The 15994-nt window shown below is 46.3% G+C and carries 12 protein-coding genes and 1 pseudogene; 3 read left to right on the forward strand and 10 right to left on the reverse strand.

Annotated features, from left to right (window positions below):
* Positions 1-168: 168 nt before the first annotated feature.
* From ACFSOY_RS08655 to ACFSOY_RS08665, 3 genes and pseudogenes are all read right to left on the reverse strand, one after another.
* Positions 169-1122, reverse strand: a complete 954-nt coding sequence (locus ACFSOY_RS08655; protein ID WP_386045703.1) for a caspase family protein — start codon at positions 1120-1122, stop codon at positions 169-171.
* Positions 1123-1132: 10 nt separating this feature from the next.
* Positions 1133-1540 (reverse strand): TIR domain-containing protein, encoded by a 408-nt coding sequence (locus ACFSOY_RS08660; protein WP_386045704.1) that lies wholly within the window; start codon positions 1538-1540, stop codon positions 1133-1135.
* Positions 1541-1716: 176 nt separating this feature from the next.
* Positions 1717-2147: pseudogene (locus tag ACFSOY_RS08665) on the reverse strand (GNAT family N-acetyltransferase).
* A 180-nt stretch (positions 2148-2327) separates the two neighbouring features.
* Between ACFSOY_RS08665 and ACFSOY_RS08670 the strand changes: the two are divergent.
* From ACFSOY_RS08670 to ACFSOY_RS08680, 3 genes are all read left to right on the forward strand, one after another.
* Entirely contained in the window at positions 2328-3662 is a 1335-nt protein-coding gene (locus tag ACFSOY_RS08670; RefSeq protein WP_386045706.1) for a tetratricopeptide repeat protein, read from the forward strand.
* Positions 3663-3679: 17 nt separating this feature from the next.
* Entirely contained in the window at positions 3680-3883 is a 204-nt protein-coding gene (locus ACFSOY_RS08675) for a hypothetical protein (RefSeq protein ID WP_386045708.1), read from the forward strand.
* 216 nt (positions 3884-4099) lie between these two features.
* Entirely contained in the window at positions 4100-5389 is a 1290-nt protein-coding gene (locus ACFSOY_RS08680; RefSeq protein ID WP_386045710.1) for a tetratricopeptide repeat protein, read from the forward strand.
* A gap of 42 nt (positions 5390-5431) precedes the next feature.
* Here the strand turns inward: ACFSOY_RS08680 and ACFSOY_RS08685 are convergent, their stop codons facing one another.
* The 7 genes from ACFSOY_RS08685 to glmS all read right to left on the reverse strand — a co-directional run bounded on the left by ACFSOY_RS08685 (position 5432) and on the right by glmS (position 15991).
* Positions 5432-5593 (reverse strand): Spo0E family sporulation regulatory protein-aspartic acid phosphatase, encoded by a 162-nt coding sequence (locus tag ACFSOY_RS08685; RefSeq protein WP_386045712.1) that lies wholly within the window; start codon positions 5591-5593, stop codon positions 5432-5434.
* Positions 5594-6023: 430 nt separating this feature from the next.
* On the reverse strand, positions 6024-7565 hold the full coding sequence (locus tag ACFSOY_RS08690) for a Tn7-like element transposition protein TnsE (RefSeq protein ID WP_386045713.1): 1542 nt from the start codon (positions 7563-7565) through the stop codon (positions 6024-6026).
* Positions 7562-9442 carry a TnsD family transposase gene (locus ACFSOY_RS08695; protein ID WP_386045715.1) on the reverse strand — a complete coding sequence of 627 codons (1881 nt, stop codon included), beginning with the start codon at positions 9440-9442 and terminating at the stop codon, positions 7562-7564. Before ACFSOY_RS08695 ends, ACFSOY_RS08690 begins: the two co-directional genes overlap by 4 nt.
* Before the next feature lie 11 nt (positions 9443-9453).
* Entirely contained in the window at positions 9454-11052 is a 1599-nt protein-coding gene (locus ACFSOY_RS08700) for an ATP-binding protein (protein WP_386045717.1), read from the reverse strand.
* Entirely contained in the window at positions 11045-13183 is a 2139-nt protein-coding gene (locus tag ACFSOY_RS08705) for a Mu transposase C-terminal domain-containing protein (RefSeq protein ID WP_386046789.1), read from the reverse strand. The genes ACFSOY_RS08700 and ACFSOY_RS08705 overlap by 8 nt, the downstream gene beginning before the upstream one ends.
* A complete protein-coding gene (locus ACFSOY_RS08710; protein ID WP_386045719.1) occupies positions 13180-14001 on the reverse strand; it encodes a TnsA endonuclease N-terminal domain-containing protein in 822 nt (273 codons plus the stop codon). The genes ACFSOY_RS08705 and ACFSOY_RS08710 overlap by 4 nt, the downstream gene beginning before the upstream one ends.
* A gap of 157 nt (positions 14002-14158) precedes the next feature.
* Positions 14159-15991 carry a glutamine--fructose-6-phosphate transaminase (isomerizing) gene (gene glmS, locus ACFSOY_RS08715; protein ID WP_386045721.1) on the reverse strand — a complete coding sequence of 611 codons (1833 nt, stop codon included), beginning with the start codon at positions 15989-15991 and terminating at the stop codon, positions 14159-14161.
* Between the last annotated feature and the right edge of the window lie 3 nt (positions 15992-15994).

A 15994-nucleotide genomic window follows, 5' to 3' on the forward strand; every position in this document is an offset into this window, starting at 1 on the left:
TTAATCATGTTATCACGGAAAAGTTGCGTGCATTGATATTTCATTTTTCAAGTGACACTCCTCCGCTTTCTTATTCTCCATCTTTCTGGGTAAAGGTTAATTAACTTGTATTCAACATCAATAGGTGCATATGTAAAAAGAGAGCGAGTTACCTCACTCTCTTTTTACTTAAATTTTATTTTCCTTAACCAATCTCCAGTACTGATATCCTAGAGCGGTCAACCGACATCCTTTTGAATTCATTGCAGCGAAATACATGTGTTCTTCGTCTACAGGGACAACAAGACCTACCGACTCCATTTTTTGTAAATCCTTAAATATCTTTACGTTTTCTTCCACGTGACCCTCTTCAGTAAATTCATAGGTTGGGTCCAAAGGAATATGGTGTTCTGGGCTTGGAAAATAATTAGTGATCTCACGCAAAACCTCAAGGCTGATTGGTGGTTTTACTCGTCTTAATTGGACAAAGCGACTAACATTGGTTTTGAAAATCGGTCGTTGATCCCATGCGCCCAATGCTTCATCAACGTACGAGTAGAGACTACCTGGGGTGATATACCCTCTCAAATCAGCAGCTCCCCCATCTAACGCATCAATCAGCAATGAAGTAAATACCCCAGACCCACCTCTTTCCATCGCAACTTCAGAACTTTTAGAAGCTGTCAGTATAGTCAAGCCATCACTTAATTGTGCTAACCTACCTTCTGCCAACGCCGGAGAACCGAATGCTCCTGAATGACAACAATCAAAGATAATGACTTTATTTTTTGCATTCGAATTGTTTGCAAATATTAGGATATCGTCCATTGATATCCCCTCATCGTAACGGCTGTAGTCACTTGTTACGATGTACCCCCCCGTTGAGTTGACTAGGCCATGGCCTGAAAAGTATAGCAGGGCTACCTCTGAGTCACCTTGGAAGAGAGCTTCGATTTGTTCCTTTAGCTCAGCTTTCTTAAGCTGATCACCACGATGATCGGATACTAGCAGTTTTACATCGAAATTAGGTGAGCCGTCACCGTTCTTTCGAAGGACCCCTTGCATATTAACTGCATCGTTCACACAACCGTACAACGGTGCTGTAGGGTAATTATTTATACCAACAACCAACGCTTTGCGCATAAGTCCCCTCCTACTTTGTCAGTTTCTCGATGCCGCTAATGATCGAATTTGTGTTCCACTTTACAATCAAATCGGCAGCATCTTTGACTACCTTGGATGTTCTTTCTGATCCAAATGGTTCGATTGCTAAAATCGGCTTTACTGTGGCAAATCCGTTTTTAGCAATATCAATCTCATGGTTTATCCATTTACTGTACGATGCGTACACTCCAGCAAGGATAATTACAACACTGGACGGGCTGATTTGCTTTTTAATTGCTTCATACAACTCTCTATCATTACTTGCATTGTGAATTGGATCATTTTTCGGGACAGAGTAGTTCTTGAAGTCGAAACCACCGGCATTCAGAAGTTTAACTAGACCATCATACGTATCGGAGTAAGTCCATGAATGACTGATAAAAAGGTTCTTTGCCATATCGATCACCTCTAGGAATTTTGTATAGTTTTAGTTTATCACATAGAATTGATTTAGAAAATGACAAAAAAATATAATTTAAAATAAAGGTCCATTAAATATACACGTAAATTCATTTTCCGATAAACAAAATAATATATCTTGCGAGTCAGAAATATTTAGTCGTTCATCAACGATTATCTGACTTCGACAAACCTTCCGTCGAGAATTCCTTGATTTTGAAACACTCCTACCTTCCCGAAAGCCAGCCTTGCGATAGAGACCTTAGCCAAGACCGTTGAATCGGAAGGTAAAAAGAACGAGTTTATGAAATTCGTTTTCTTGAGCCGTCTGCTCAAGCTCCTGTAACAACTTTTGTCCGATTCTACGGCTATTGTATGGGTTTACCGATGCCCACCCAACAAGTTCACCTTCAAACTCAGGCAATTAGAACAGAGTAACGTCCTTGCCTGGTTTCAAACCAGGATTCCATGTACGCTAAATCCTTCGGTTGGATTTCCAAAGTCGCGATACGATCTTCGATTCCTTGGTTATAGATTGCAAGGATTGATTTCAAGTCGGTTACTCGGGCTTTGCGAACAAGTGTCAAAGTGGCCACCTCAATCATAGAAGTATAGAAATTTGACCTATAGTTATTTTTATATCGACATCATCTCAAGGAATAGATACTTCGTGTGTTCAGCCAAAGATGCACTATTTATGTGTAGATATTTTTCAATAAAAATACCACATGAATTATAAATTTGTTATAATTGTTTTCAGTTCAATAATAATCCGGAGGCCTTTTATGAAAGTAAAAGAGCATATCATCAAGATCGGTAATTATATTCGCCACTTACGAAAAGAAAAAGGGCTTTCCCAGCAGGAATTAGCCGACGGTTGCTGTTCTCAATCATTTCTAAGTCAGCTAGAGAAAGGCATCTATCCGAGCATGCCATCATTAGACATCCTTCAAGGTATTTGTAATAAACTTGGGCTATCAGTAGGCGAACTCTTTTCTCAGATTGACATTGATCGAGAGAGTTTAGAAGTCGAAGTACTCTTAGATCTCATTCAAGTACATATCCATAGAAAAGAGTTCGAACTTGCGTACGAGATAATTGAAGAACTGCAAAAACGAGAGGATCTACTTCAGGAGCAACGTCATAAGCTGGCCTTGTTATTAGCTTCTTGCCTAATAAAAACTGAGGAATATGACCAAGCCATCGAACTATTAACACAGTTACAGTTGAGCCTTGAAGAGGAGCAACATAGAGACGATCACATGCTTGCAGATGTCCTCAACAAGCTAGGGAATGCCTACTACTTCCAGAACAATCGGTTAAACGCCTATGCGAATTACAGGAGGGCCTTCCAGATTACTACTCTTTTTCCAAAGCCCGACCTACTGGCCGCTGACATTTCATATAACTTAGGCAATGTCTGTAAGGATCTTAGATTCGATGCTGATGCTCGAGCTCATCTTGAGAATGCGAAGAATATCTACGAAGTCATCTCAGAAAAAGAAGGTCTGGCATCAACACTCTACTACCTCGGGATTGTCTACAAGAATATTGGTGACCTAAGTTCAGCCTCGGAATTGTTTAAAAAGTCCCGCATCTTGTACGAATCGCTCGAGATCTACCAAATGGCTAAACTCGCGCAGCACCTCTACGCCTTCTACATCCTTTCACGTGATAACGCTCCGTTAGCCATTGATGAATTACTAAAACTGGCCGACGAACATAGAAAGGATGGCGACATATCGTATGAAGCATTCTCATATGCAAGAGCTGCTTTTGTTTCAATTCAGCGTCAAAACTTTGGCGACGCAAGTGAACTATTGAAAAAAGCAACCGCCCTTGAATATGAGGGGAAAAAGGAAGACCCGAAGTATGCCTACCTACTTCAAGTGAGCGCCGAATATCATCTTCTGATTAAAGATATCGAACGCTCCATTGAAGATGCGTTCAAATCGGCTGATCTTTTTGGTAAGATAGAACATGATATGGAAATGGCTACTTCTCTCGAAATAGCGGTTCGAGCTTATCAAGAAAAAGGGATGTACAAAGAGGGGCTTGTCGTTTCCCAAAGGGTAATTAAAGTTTTACGCAGGTATACCGACCTTTCCTTGTTACCCTAACTCTTGGAGGTTGAAAAATGAAAAAACCGCTTGCTATTGCTTTTGCTTTATCACTGCTCATTTTTTCTTCTCCGTCAGATATCAATGGTAGTACCGAAAGCACGGGTCAACACCTCATAAGTCTGGCCTACGATCCCGGTCCTGGCCCTCGCGGAATCATTCTTGCCTATGACGCTGGTTTTCACCCGAACGGAGCTTTTGTTGGAAATTATGTCGTCTAATACTCGATACAAAGAATCCCCAGTCTCAATGACTGAGGGGTTTTTTGTTTTTTCAAGACATTATTCCCATATAGTTTTTATCATTTTTATTAAATATTTATTGATATTATGCATTGCCTTAAAATGAGTATACCTAAGATCATTCTTCTTGTATAAGAAGTCGACTTATACACAAGGGAAGATGATTTATCAAGTTGAGACGAGGAGGCTGTAATCATGAGACTCGGGGACAGAATTAAAGAATTGCGAATCGCAAAAGGCCTAACCCAAGGAGATTTAGGAAAGGGTATTGTCACACCAAGCATGATCTCACAGATCGAATCGAACAAGGCCAATCCATCCTACAACGTATTGAAAGAAATTGCGCGAAGGTTAGATACGCAGTTAGAGCACTTTTTAGCAGATGTCGAAATTCAAATGGAGCATCAAAGCATCCTGAAAGTAGCAAGAGCTTATATGAGCAGTGGTAGCTACACACAGGCTGCAAAACTACTTATCCCTTTGCTCGACACACCTCATGTCACCATTGAGCAAGCAGCTGCATTACGACTCAAATTGTCCGAATGTTACTTGCAGGTTGATCAGTACGAGAAAGTTGAAGATCTCTGTGATCAGACGTTGGAGCTATACAGGCGTCATGGAAATACATTAGGAATGATACAAACACTTCATCAACTTGGTCAGATGGAGTATCGCAGAAGAAAGTATCACATCGCGATCTATCATTGGCGAAAGGCATACGAACTCTTTGAGCAATTGAAAGTTCCCGACCCGTTTACTCAGTCTACTTTACTCCTTGACCTTGGCAATGTCTTTCTACAATACGGTGAACCTCCCGAGTCTTTAAAGTACTATGAACAAGCCCAACAGCTCCTCACGAATACCGCTCACTTTGATCAGATCGCAGAGTCGTATCTTGGACTGGCGAAGAACTTCTTAAAAATTGGAGAGTGCGAAAAAGCTCAAGAATACGCGGAATACTCGACCTCCATCTCCAAAGCTTTCAAACTGATCAAGGGCTCAATTGATGTCAAAAAACAGCTTGCTGCATTCAAACTGCACGAAGAGAAACATGATGATGCCCTTTTCCTTCTTACAAACTGTGCAAAGGATTACGAACGCTACAGCTTCCAAAATGAAGCATTGGCGACTCAGGGTGAAATTGCACGGTTACATCTACAGAAGCAAAAATTTGAGGAATGCATCAAACTGTGTGAGGATTGTCTTGCTAAACTGTCGAGAGACGCACTTGAAGCCGCTCCGCTTCTTCGAACAAAAGGGATCGCACTCGCTGCAAACGGCCAACTTGAAGAATCGGTCGAAATGATTTTACAGTCAATCGCCTTGTATGAGAAATTTGAAGACTGGTCTGAAGTTGCTGATAGCTACTCAATTCTCGCAGATCTTCATCAAAAACAAGAGAATTACACGCAGGCCATTCAATCTCTGCAACTGATGAAACAGTATATTGAGCACAACTTGAAAAGTCGCGGGATTATACTTTGAAAACTCCCTCCGGCAAAAAGATGCGGTAGCCCTTTATCTGGCTTACCGCATCTTGAGCTGGAACTTCACGAGATATTCATCTAACTTCTGACTGATTGCAATCACACGTTCATCGACAAGATTCCCACTCTGATCTGCTAGCCGGTGCATTTCAAGTCGTAAGTTTTCAATCGTTTGTTCTAAAACGATGTTCTCGTTTTCCACTTCCTCGCCCCCATGTTAAGAAAAACAAGGTAGCAGAGAGCTACCTTGCGACAATGAGTGTCAATTCATTTCCACCATCAGCAAAGATCCGCGGCTTCCGCATCGCTCTCGGACTTAGGAGATAGGCTTATTTTATTGACACTTAGGGAGGCCACCAAAAATCGTGAGCCGAAGCAACATCACATATCGGTGGTCTATGTAAGGACATCCCATTCGCACCGTTATTATCCCCCCAGGTGAATGGATGTCCTTACAAGGAGATCGTACCAAGTAACCGTTTTAGCAACAATCCCTTAATATTCTTATTATTACTGCAGTTCATTTTATAAAAATGAGTGTCGCTTCTCGATCAAGATATGAAGTATAGTGGACGTTGATTAGATCCTCGCCTCTTGCATCGAGCTCGGAGATAGTGATGCTCATGTTATTGTTAGGTCAAAGCATCTGACACTTTCCTTGTCCAGTCATCGGTCCGAGAGTGAGTATGCCGGAGCTTGCGTGTTCGTGCCGAAGTGATGTTTTGAAGACTCCAATAACCTTGGTTATAAACAAGATCCCGTAAAATGTCATGAATGAGACCATGATTTTCTTCCAGATCACTGGAGTTGGGATACAGTAGCAATGTGGAAAGACTATGCCCATCTGGTCGAGAAACCTCCAAGATGTAAGTCAGTCGCTCAGAACGCTGTACTCGCACCACCGCGCACTTTCTGCGGTCTCCGTTAGGGAGATGCGAGAATTTCCGTCCCGTCGGGAGATCGAGTATATTTGTGTCGATCGTAAGCTCTGGGCGACGTACGCGAAGCCTTCTTACCATCTCTAAAAACTCCCTCAATTCTCCGGTGGCTACTCCGTTCGTAACCTCAAGGCTTTGCACATCAATCGGCTGTGTTTTGCCGCCAACAATAGACTCATCAACACTCGCAGGAACGAGCGCACCGCCCTTCCCCTTTCGCTCAACAAGAGTATGTCCTTGATGCACCACCTGAGAGCTCTCAGCCACACGTACAATTTCTGCTTTATGGGTATATCCGACGATGGTCGGTTCGTGCGACACAACAGGCTGGTGGGTGTCTACTTTTGGCACTTCATCCACGAGATCGAATCCCTCGTCATCAGGTCGCATTATTCTACGCTTCTTCTGTCCTGGCTCGTAGGTTCGCTCCTTGATGGATGGATGTCGATAGACGATCTGGTGCAAGTCAAGATGGAGTCCTCCAACACTCAAAATTTCCAGCACCAAAACCTCATCCCCAGATTTTAAGCCTCTAAACATGAAAGATATGTTGTCGAGACGGGGGACTGCAAAAGAAAGAGGGGTGCCGTACTGTGAGTGATATCCTGCATAAGCCGTACTAAAAATGGATTCGTAGGACTGAAGGATATCTCGATTTGAGATGATCCAAGCCACATGATGAACGAAGTCTTCCGTGAGCGATGTAGCAGCCACTTCACTGGAAAATCGAATCCGTATCCCATTTTCAATATGTTGATACTGCTCAACGATGAAAGCAAGACCATTTGGGTAAAGCATCGCATTGCTGAGAGGCTTGTGGAGCGCAAACAGGGCTCTAATCAGTTCAACATGTGGAATGTGGAAGACCCGCCCTGCTGACTCAAAAGAGTGAATCCGTTGATTGATCAGTTCTGGATGGCGAAATAGGTAATAGTTAAAAGATCTGCAGATTTGCAGAGCTGTAGACGACCATGACCGAGTTTCTACAGGAACTGAAACAGTGTCAATCAAGTCTGACTTCTTATGCGTGGAGAGCGGCACTCCATCGTGATAGGGCTCCCCAATCCGCAAGAGAGGAAGTGTGGCCAAAGGACGATCAATAGTGAATAATTCACCATTACACTCAAATCCAACTCGAATCCTCCAGCTGTTGTGCGAGGTTCTACGAACGTTTCCAAACCAATGTAGGTTCACAGTGCGTTTTGCCAAAAGTCGATCATTGATTCGAAGTTTCACGGGACGTTCCTTTCCGCAACCGTAGCGTCAAGCATGATATTTTGAATTTCTCTCTCGACTACAGGACTTAGAAGCGGCCTGATGGCGGCCACTCTCACGATCAGCCACTTCACTGGTTCAAGACCCGCTTCTCGAATCTCTCGGGCAGCCCAATGAATACGGCGTATGTGAAATTCATCTCTGGTCTCGCTCAACTTCGCCAATGTCTTCTTGGTTTCGGGCAGTTTGTCCAAGTGTTGCTCGATGAGCGAATGGTGTTGTGCTCTTCTGGCTATTCCATGCGGAGTGACTCTTACAGGAGGGGTTGCTTGCCGCAACTGTTGCGCAGCCTTCTGAATCTGTTTTGCAAGCCGGAGATCCCTAGCTCCCCAGTCGATCCTTACTTTTGACTGGTTGTTGCCTATTGACTTCGGGGAGTTCTCGGCAAGCCAGTTTCTGCAATTTCGATACAACCATGAGTAAAGTGCGGGCTCCGCCTTACGAAGTTGTGCGGAACCGGCATCCGGATAGCGTGCCTGCAACGCTTTCCACATCTTCTGCTTTGCCTCCAGTTTGGTCCCTAATTTTGGGGGCTCTTCCGTCTCACCAGAAGCGCTAGGATGCTCGTTCTTGGAGTACTTGATCACTGTATTCGTATCCACCCCCAACTTACGAGCTGCAGCCCGAAATGAGAGCTTTTCGACATGTATTAATTCATCCAATCGTCTTTGCCATACAGGCCCAAATGACTTTATTCTTCCAATTCTGAAACGATCGGTATCAGCGTGGTCAGGCCCCCTTCGGGAGTATTGGAATCCGCAATCACAAGTGAACGTACCCATCGGTTTCCCTGTATCTGTACATCTTGTGATTTTCAGATCGCTTACTACTAACTCTTTATAGTGACACGCTGCTTGATTCAAACATGGGAAGGGACCTTCACCAAACGGATAATAAGCAGTATCTAACTGAGAATTGATCGATTCTAACGTCTCACCCAAAAAACGGATGACCAGAAGATGCCGGATTGGATGAAAGGCTTTACGATGTTTCCGGGTCATCGCTTTGAGCCAAGAAGACTCGCCTTCCATCTGTACCTCTGATTGAAGGAGTTGCAGACACTCGTCACCGTAAAATGACCGGAACTGTTCTGCGAGTTTCCTTTGATACACGTAGTTCTTTCCTCTGGCTAATCCTTTCCTTTGCATCAAAACGAGATAGGTCTGACGGAGGGCTTCGCGGTCAAAAGTGAAGTTGTGCTGGATAAGTCGCTCTGCTTCTTGGGCGATCCCTAGCAGATGCTTCATGGTTTTTTGATCATAGGAAGTAATCCGGGCCAGTACTGGGCAAGTCACACGCGATGCTGCGACGTAGTGATGTGGATTACCTGGTCGAAACGGCGCGAGACTTTTGCTTAATGAAATCTGGTGCTTCTTACAGACAAGTACTCCGGGAAGTTGATGAGGGAGATGCCAGTACATCTCCCCATAGGTTTTCAAGTCTTCCTCGGCACATATGGTGCAGTAGTGAAAGCACGTCTTTTCCTTGAAGGTGCTGGCCATAACCCCTGTAAGCATATGAAGCGAACTATCCCTAGCATCCGACCTCATGGTATTTTTGACCCGATCCCTGATTTCAGGGAATGCGAATGCCGTGTAAAATTTGAAAAAGGTATGACTGTCAATCCAATCGTCCACCGTTTTCTTAAAAAAGTGCTGGACTCTTCGGTTTAGCTCGTCAAGATTTACTGGTAGGTCGGGAACTGCCAATTGATTGTAATATCCATAGAGATCTATCATCGTTTGTTTAGGACCGGAATTCATCGCGTACAAATGGTAACGGGCAAGCCAACTGTAAAGCAGTTCATCTGGGTACAAACGCGGGAAAAAACCAAGCATACTTTCCCTCCTCAGATTGCGAACTCTTGCAGGGGTTCTCCAATAAAGCCTGACTCCTTTAAAGATTCATAAGCTGACCAACCTTGTCTTTTCCCTTTCTCGATGCATGTCGCAAGTACACTCTGCAGTCGAGACTCATTACGAGGTACTTTTTCCCGTTGCTCTTTTTCCTCGATGTACGCCAGAGCCTGGACTACTACCTGACTTTGAGACTTTTCCCCTTTTCCTTTCAAAACGTGGAGTACAGCCTTTTCAGCTTTTTTAGGATCAATGTCAAGACCGATCAGTGCAAGTATCGCTTTTTCAGCTATTGAGGTTTCGTATGCTTGGCGCGCTTTCTCTTGTTGCTCCTTCTTCTTCTGGATCGTCGCTCGCAGATCGATTTTAGACTGGTGAACTTGAAGGCAGTCGGCAAGGCCCATCGGCATTATATCCTCGTATTTTTGAATTTCCGACATAAGACCAGACTTTAGTGCGTTCAGCATGGGTTGAACGAGTTTCAAATCCTCGCGTGCAACTTGACGTATCAGTGCCGGAGATATTGTTTCGTGGCTATAAACGATCGAGCGACCCTGGGTCAAGGAGTACAATTTCACCGCGATGTCTACGATTCCCTGACTTTCCTCATAGATGGTTTGGGATATTTCTTCCGTCAATGGCACCCGTTCACGAGTCCATTGGTAGCGCCACATCTCTTGCATGAACATTTCCCACTCGTGATCGTTTTGCATTTGCTCCCATACCATGTCGCCTTGTCCACTTCCCCGACGTGCTTGACGAAAATCTTGTTGTAAGACTGTGCGAGCCCTCATAGTACCAATCAGCATGATCGGGATTCCTACTTCGTTAATTAAAGTCACGAAAAAGTTCATCATCTTCTCTGACCCTTTATCTTTTGCTGTCAGCAAATGCTGGATCTCGTCAATGATGAGCGCTCCAATGCAGTGTAACCGAGCTACACGCCCCATTTGAGAAACCATCGCGCTTATCGAGTTTCGTCGATGACCGTACTTCTGGTAGTAATTCGTCCCTATCAGGTCGTCAATTTTGAGAAAAAAATCCATGCAGAGGGACTTTAAGGTACCGTCATGCGGACAGTTCAGCTTCAGCCAAACGATTTGAACGCGGCTCACAGGTTCTTCATGAAGGATGCACTGTGGATACAAGGATAGTACACGCTCAACAGCGGTAGTCTTGCCGATCCCCGAAAAACCCATAAAGGTTAGACTTGAAGCAGATGATCGAACGTTAGGTGCTGGTTGGCCAGTTACTTGTTGAACTTGAGACGGGTCTAGCGGATTCCGATGTAAGTACCCAGTACGAAGTAATCGGGAAAACTTTTGCTCCAATTCCAGGTGGCGAATAATTGGCTGAAAAAAGTGTTGTACTCGGTATAACGCATGGAATCTGATCTCTGGGGAAAGGAATCTTTCTCCTTCATCGTAAGGAGGGAAGAGGCAAAGTTTATCATATGCCTCTTCCGCCTCAAGCATTGGAGGTAAGGCCTCGATTAGTGGGTTTCCTCGGTAGTCTACCAACAGTTGGTCGTGGTAGATAGCTTTGACCAAAGGTCTTCGGTCTTCTTGCAATCGTTGATACTCCTCACTCATTCTCTTTCTGCTCCCTCCTTTTTTTCAGGAAGTCTTTGATTGAAGGACGACTATAATCTTCCTCTTGTTTAGGAACTAAAGGGATCACTTCTGCAGGCTTTTCTATTTTGGGTGTGAGGATGAACGCTTCCTCCTGTCGCCTTTGTTCTCGCTCAAATCGTCGGTTATCCTTAATCCTTTTGGTCTTTTGCGCTGCACTGATGGAATGTGTCTGCTTCTTGCCAACTGTTTTGACGGCCGTTTTCACGATCTCCTCAACCTCAGCGGCAAAATCAACCTTTGCCTGCAACTGATCGTAATCTGAATCTCGTTTCATATGTTTCTCGTACTCTAGTAAATATAGAACCTCGTCCAATGTTTTGTTCTCATATCGTTCTTCGTGAGAAAGCAGGTGACATGGTTCAAAATCACCTGTTGCCTCATCCCAGATGTAGATTGCAGACATATTGCGTGGGTCAAATGCAACTTTTACTTTCCAACTCCCCTTTTGACGAGCCTTTGGAAACCACCCTTCTCGCAATGCCCGGTCGCATCCGTACATCATCTGCTTAAACTTGATCCCTTTGTACGTGACCGTTGCATTCTCTTGAGGCAGGAGATGCAAACGAACAAGCTTTTCTGAGGTGGATCTCAATTTACCCGATCGATTCGCAATACCCCAGTTCCAAAGTTGAAGTGGAATTGGAGCGACCTCATCAAGGATCATGTCCTCATCACGTTTGTAGCCCTCCAGATAATGAGTGGTGTTATACATGATAATTTGCTTGATCATGATCTGAGTGAATTGCTCAAGTGTCAGCTTGGCTTTGAGTCGGTAATCATCTGCCCCACGCTCCCGAAAGTCCTTCTCCACGTAACCGGGGAGAAAGCGTTTAACCCTTGTTTGCAAGAGATCAAACTGTTTTTCGACAACGCCCTTCCAGTCGGCTCGATAGGGGGCAGCATTTTCTACTTCAAGGTGAAATGCATTTACGAGACGGTCTACATCGTATCCTTCGAGTTCCCCGCGGTCGGCCAGCAAAACTTCTGGAAGATGCTCACAGGGCCAAGCAGATTTAGGAATGTCGATCCCAAACTGTGCACAATAGGCTACCTTGTCCGATGCCGTGTTTGCCAATGCCATCATGGCTCCCATCCAAGAAGGGCCCTCCAGCCCAATGTACATCCCAACGATCATCCTGCTGAATACATCAACCACCACGTACATGACAGGTCTTCCAACTATCCAGTCGGGATTGTATCGGCTGATGAGGTACACATCCGCCACGGTCGCATCGATCTGAAACCGAGATCCAGGCCCATGTACACCGGTTAGAGAAGAGCCCAACACGGCACGGTGATCCTTTTCATACTTGATACGACCTTCTCTCGCCATCTGGGTTTCCTGAACTCCGTACTCTTTGTTGTACCAATACTTGAACTGGCCGAATGTGGGAAGTTTTTCTTCGTCTACGAGCACAACCTTTTTCACACCATTTTGCTCATAATAGTCCTCCGCGTAAAACTCCTTGATCATCATCTGATAAGCTGAAGTTAGATTGTTCTTCTGCGTGGTAAGGTAATATTTCTCAAGTGCAATTCGGAAGATTTTCTTTGTTGCCTCGTCTACGTTGATCCCTTCTACTCCATAAACAGGAGGACGCCCCCGTTTTGCTGTTCCAGCAGCTCGCTCCTTTCCTCTTGCACCACTTTTGTGGTAATCCGGGAGTAAGGCATTTGGAGTCATCCCACGTTGCCAATACCTTCGTAGATTTTTGTAGACGGTAGGTCTAGTTGAACCGAATTTCTTTAAGACATGATGAACGAGTTCGCCGCGCTTTTCCCTTTCATAGATATCTGGTTCCTGATTGACTAGCTCTCGAATTATTTCCCAAGCCTTGTCCCTTTTTTGTTCATGTGCTTCAGGAACATCGTCATGAAGATATGGTAAAAATGAGTCCTCCTTGGTTTTCACATACTCCCCCTGCAAGATTTCGTCAGTTAGTTCCTCTACCTTGCGAAGGAAAGGGATTGCAGTGTTATTCTCAACATCTATCAAGTAACAGATCTTGTTATCAGGATCGATCCAAAGGACGCGGAAATGACGACCTTCCTGCTCCTCTCGAAGCAAGTCGTTGATCGAAAGGATCATGTTGCCCACCGCCTCATTTCCTCGTTATTGTAGGAAAGCTTAATTTCCTCAAGTTTCATCCGTTTACTGAATGAACGAGTCATATCGAATGAAACATATTTGGCCGCTATCAGATGCTTGAAGCACAACAGAGCACCGCCAGGGTCTAAAAAGTTCCTGTGCTCAAATTGTCGAAAGGCTTCTGACAAGGATTCTTCCTCAGAAACGATCAAATATTGCAAAAGTTCCATCGATACTTGTCGGGTCTCCTCATCAACCATAAGATATCCATGAACAAACTGTAGATTTCGGCATACCTCTCGTGGAATTTCTTTCTCGGTCACGATCTGCCAATGGACATTTTTCTGAGTCCAGTACTCTCGTTCGATTTCAAACTTTTCGATGGTACGCTTGTTTTCAAGCTCCTCACTTCGTTTGACCGTCCTGGCTATGTACATGACTTCCTTTTCACGCCGAACTGTTACCAAGAAGTCCGTCGTCATGACGATAGGAGTCTGTGTAGCAATGTCCATCGGGTGGCGATAACCAAGTTCTTCGGCGATTTGTAAGGTCCGCTCCCGATCCAATGGATATTGCTCGCGTATATCTATCACGTGATCGCTCCAGTCAAGCAAATAGAGGTAGTTCCGTTCCAAATCGGAAAGCACATGATGTATACGTCCGGTCTTATTTCCCTTTTGACGTGTACTCAGCCCTCTCGACGGGACGTCATGGATGGTGAGCCAAGGTTGATAGTTCGCGCCCTCTCCTTGACCTCTGCCTTCCTTCAGAAATTTGGCAATTTTATCTTCAGTCCATGATAGTGATCGTTTCGCCACGTAAACCCTCCCTAACTAAAAAAGCTGTGTGCCATGATTATCTCATGGCACACAGCCTAAGGAAAGAACTTTATTTGCTAGGAAAGAACTTTATTTGTCAGGAAAGAACTTTATTTTCCCGAATCATCTACAACATACTTGCTAGGAAAACCTTCCCTTACTCCACTGTCACCGATTTCGCAAGGTTGCGCGGGTTATCCACATCATTGCCGCGGACAACGGACGCGTAGTACGCGAGCAGTTGCAGCGGGATCACGGCGATCACCGGGGCGAGGAACGGGTTGACGCGCGGGATCGAGATCACCTGGTCGACCGACTTGGCGATCTCTTCATCGCCGTCGAACGCGACAGCCAGCACGAACGCGTCGCGCGCTTTGACCTCTTTGATGTTCGAGAGGGTCTTCTCGTACAGCTGCTCCTGCGTCACGACGGCGATCACCGGAATGTCTTCCACGATCAGCGCCAGCGTCCCGTGCTTCAGCTCCCCTGCCGCATACGCCTCAGCGTGCATGTAGGAGATCTCTTTCAGCTTGAGCGAGCCTTCCAGCGACACCGCATAGTCCATGCCGCGGCCGATGAAGAACGCGTGGTTCTTATCCGCCCAGTTTTTCGCGAACTTCTCGATCGCCGGCGCCGTCTGCAGCGCGTGGCTTGCCAGCTCCGGCAGCTGCTTCAGGCCGCTCAGGATGCTCGGCAGTTCAGACGCGAACGGAGTCTTGCGCTCCTGTGCCAGCCAGCCGGCAAACAGGTACAGGGCGATCAGCTGCGTGGTGTACGCTTTGGTCGAAGCGACCGAGATCTCCGGGCCTGCCCAAGTGAAGATCACATCGTCCGCTTCCCGCGCTGCCGAGGAGCCGACCACGTTGGTGATCGCAAGCACGCGCACCCCTTTTGCTTTCGCTTCGCGAAGCGCAGCCATCGTGTCTGCCGTCTCACCCGACTGGGTGATGACGACCATCAGCGTGTTTTCCGTCACGATCGGGTCACGGTAGCGATACTCGGATGCGACTTCGCAATCGACCTGGATGCGGGTCAGGCGCTCGATCGCCTGCTTGCCGACCATCCCGGCATGCCAGGAGGTGCCGCACGCCACGATGTGGATGCGGTCGATCTGCTCAGCAAACCCTGCCGGCCACTCGATCTCGTCGAAGATCACTTGATCTCCCTCTTCGGAGATGCGGCCGGTCAGCGTGTCGCGGATGGCGCGCGGTTGCTCGTTGATCTCTTTGAGCATGAAGTGATCATAGCCGCCCTTTTCGGCAGCGCTCGCCGTCCAGGTCACCTCATAGACCTCTTTGGAAGTCGGGGTGCCTTCGATGTCGTACGTCTCGACCCGATCGGCGGTCAGCACCGCGATCTCACCATCATCGAGGATGTACACGTTGCGGGTGTACTCCAAGATCGCCGGGATGTCGGAGGCGATAAAGTTCTCGCCTTCGCCAAGGCCTACGATCAGCGGCGACTGCTTGCGCACCGCGATCAGCTTGCCCGGCTCGTGCTTGGTCATGATGCCCAGCGCGTATGCGCCGTGGATGCGCTTGGTCACCGCGATCACCGTATCGAAAAAGTCGCCCGTCCACATCTCGTCGAGCAGATGAACCACCACTTCGGTGTCCGTCTCTGACAAAAAGGTATGACCTTTCGCGATCAGCTCTTCGCGCAGTTGCAGATAGTTTTCGATGATGCCGTTGTGCACGAGCGTAAAGTTGCCCTCGTTGTCCTGATGCGGATGCGCGTTCTCATCAGACGGACGACCGTGTGTCGCCCAGCGGGTGTGACCGATCCCTTGCGAGCCTTCGAGACGATCCGGTCCGTCGACCAGCTCTGCCAACATCGCCAGACGGCCTGCCGATTTTTTCAGCGTGACCGAGCCTTCCGCGAAGACGGCGATCCCCGCCGAATCATAGCCGCGGTATTCCAGCTTGGAAAGTCCATGCAACAGTACGTCTTGCGCTTGCTTTGTTCCGATGTAACCCACGATTCCACACATGTT

Source organism: Tumebacillus lipolyticus, from assembly GCF_042682745.1.
GTDB classification, from domain to species: Bacteria; Bacillota; Bacilli; order Tumebacillales; family Tumebacillaceae; genus Tumebacillus_A; species Tumebacillus_A lipolyticus.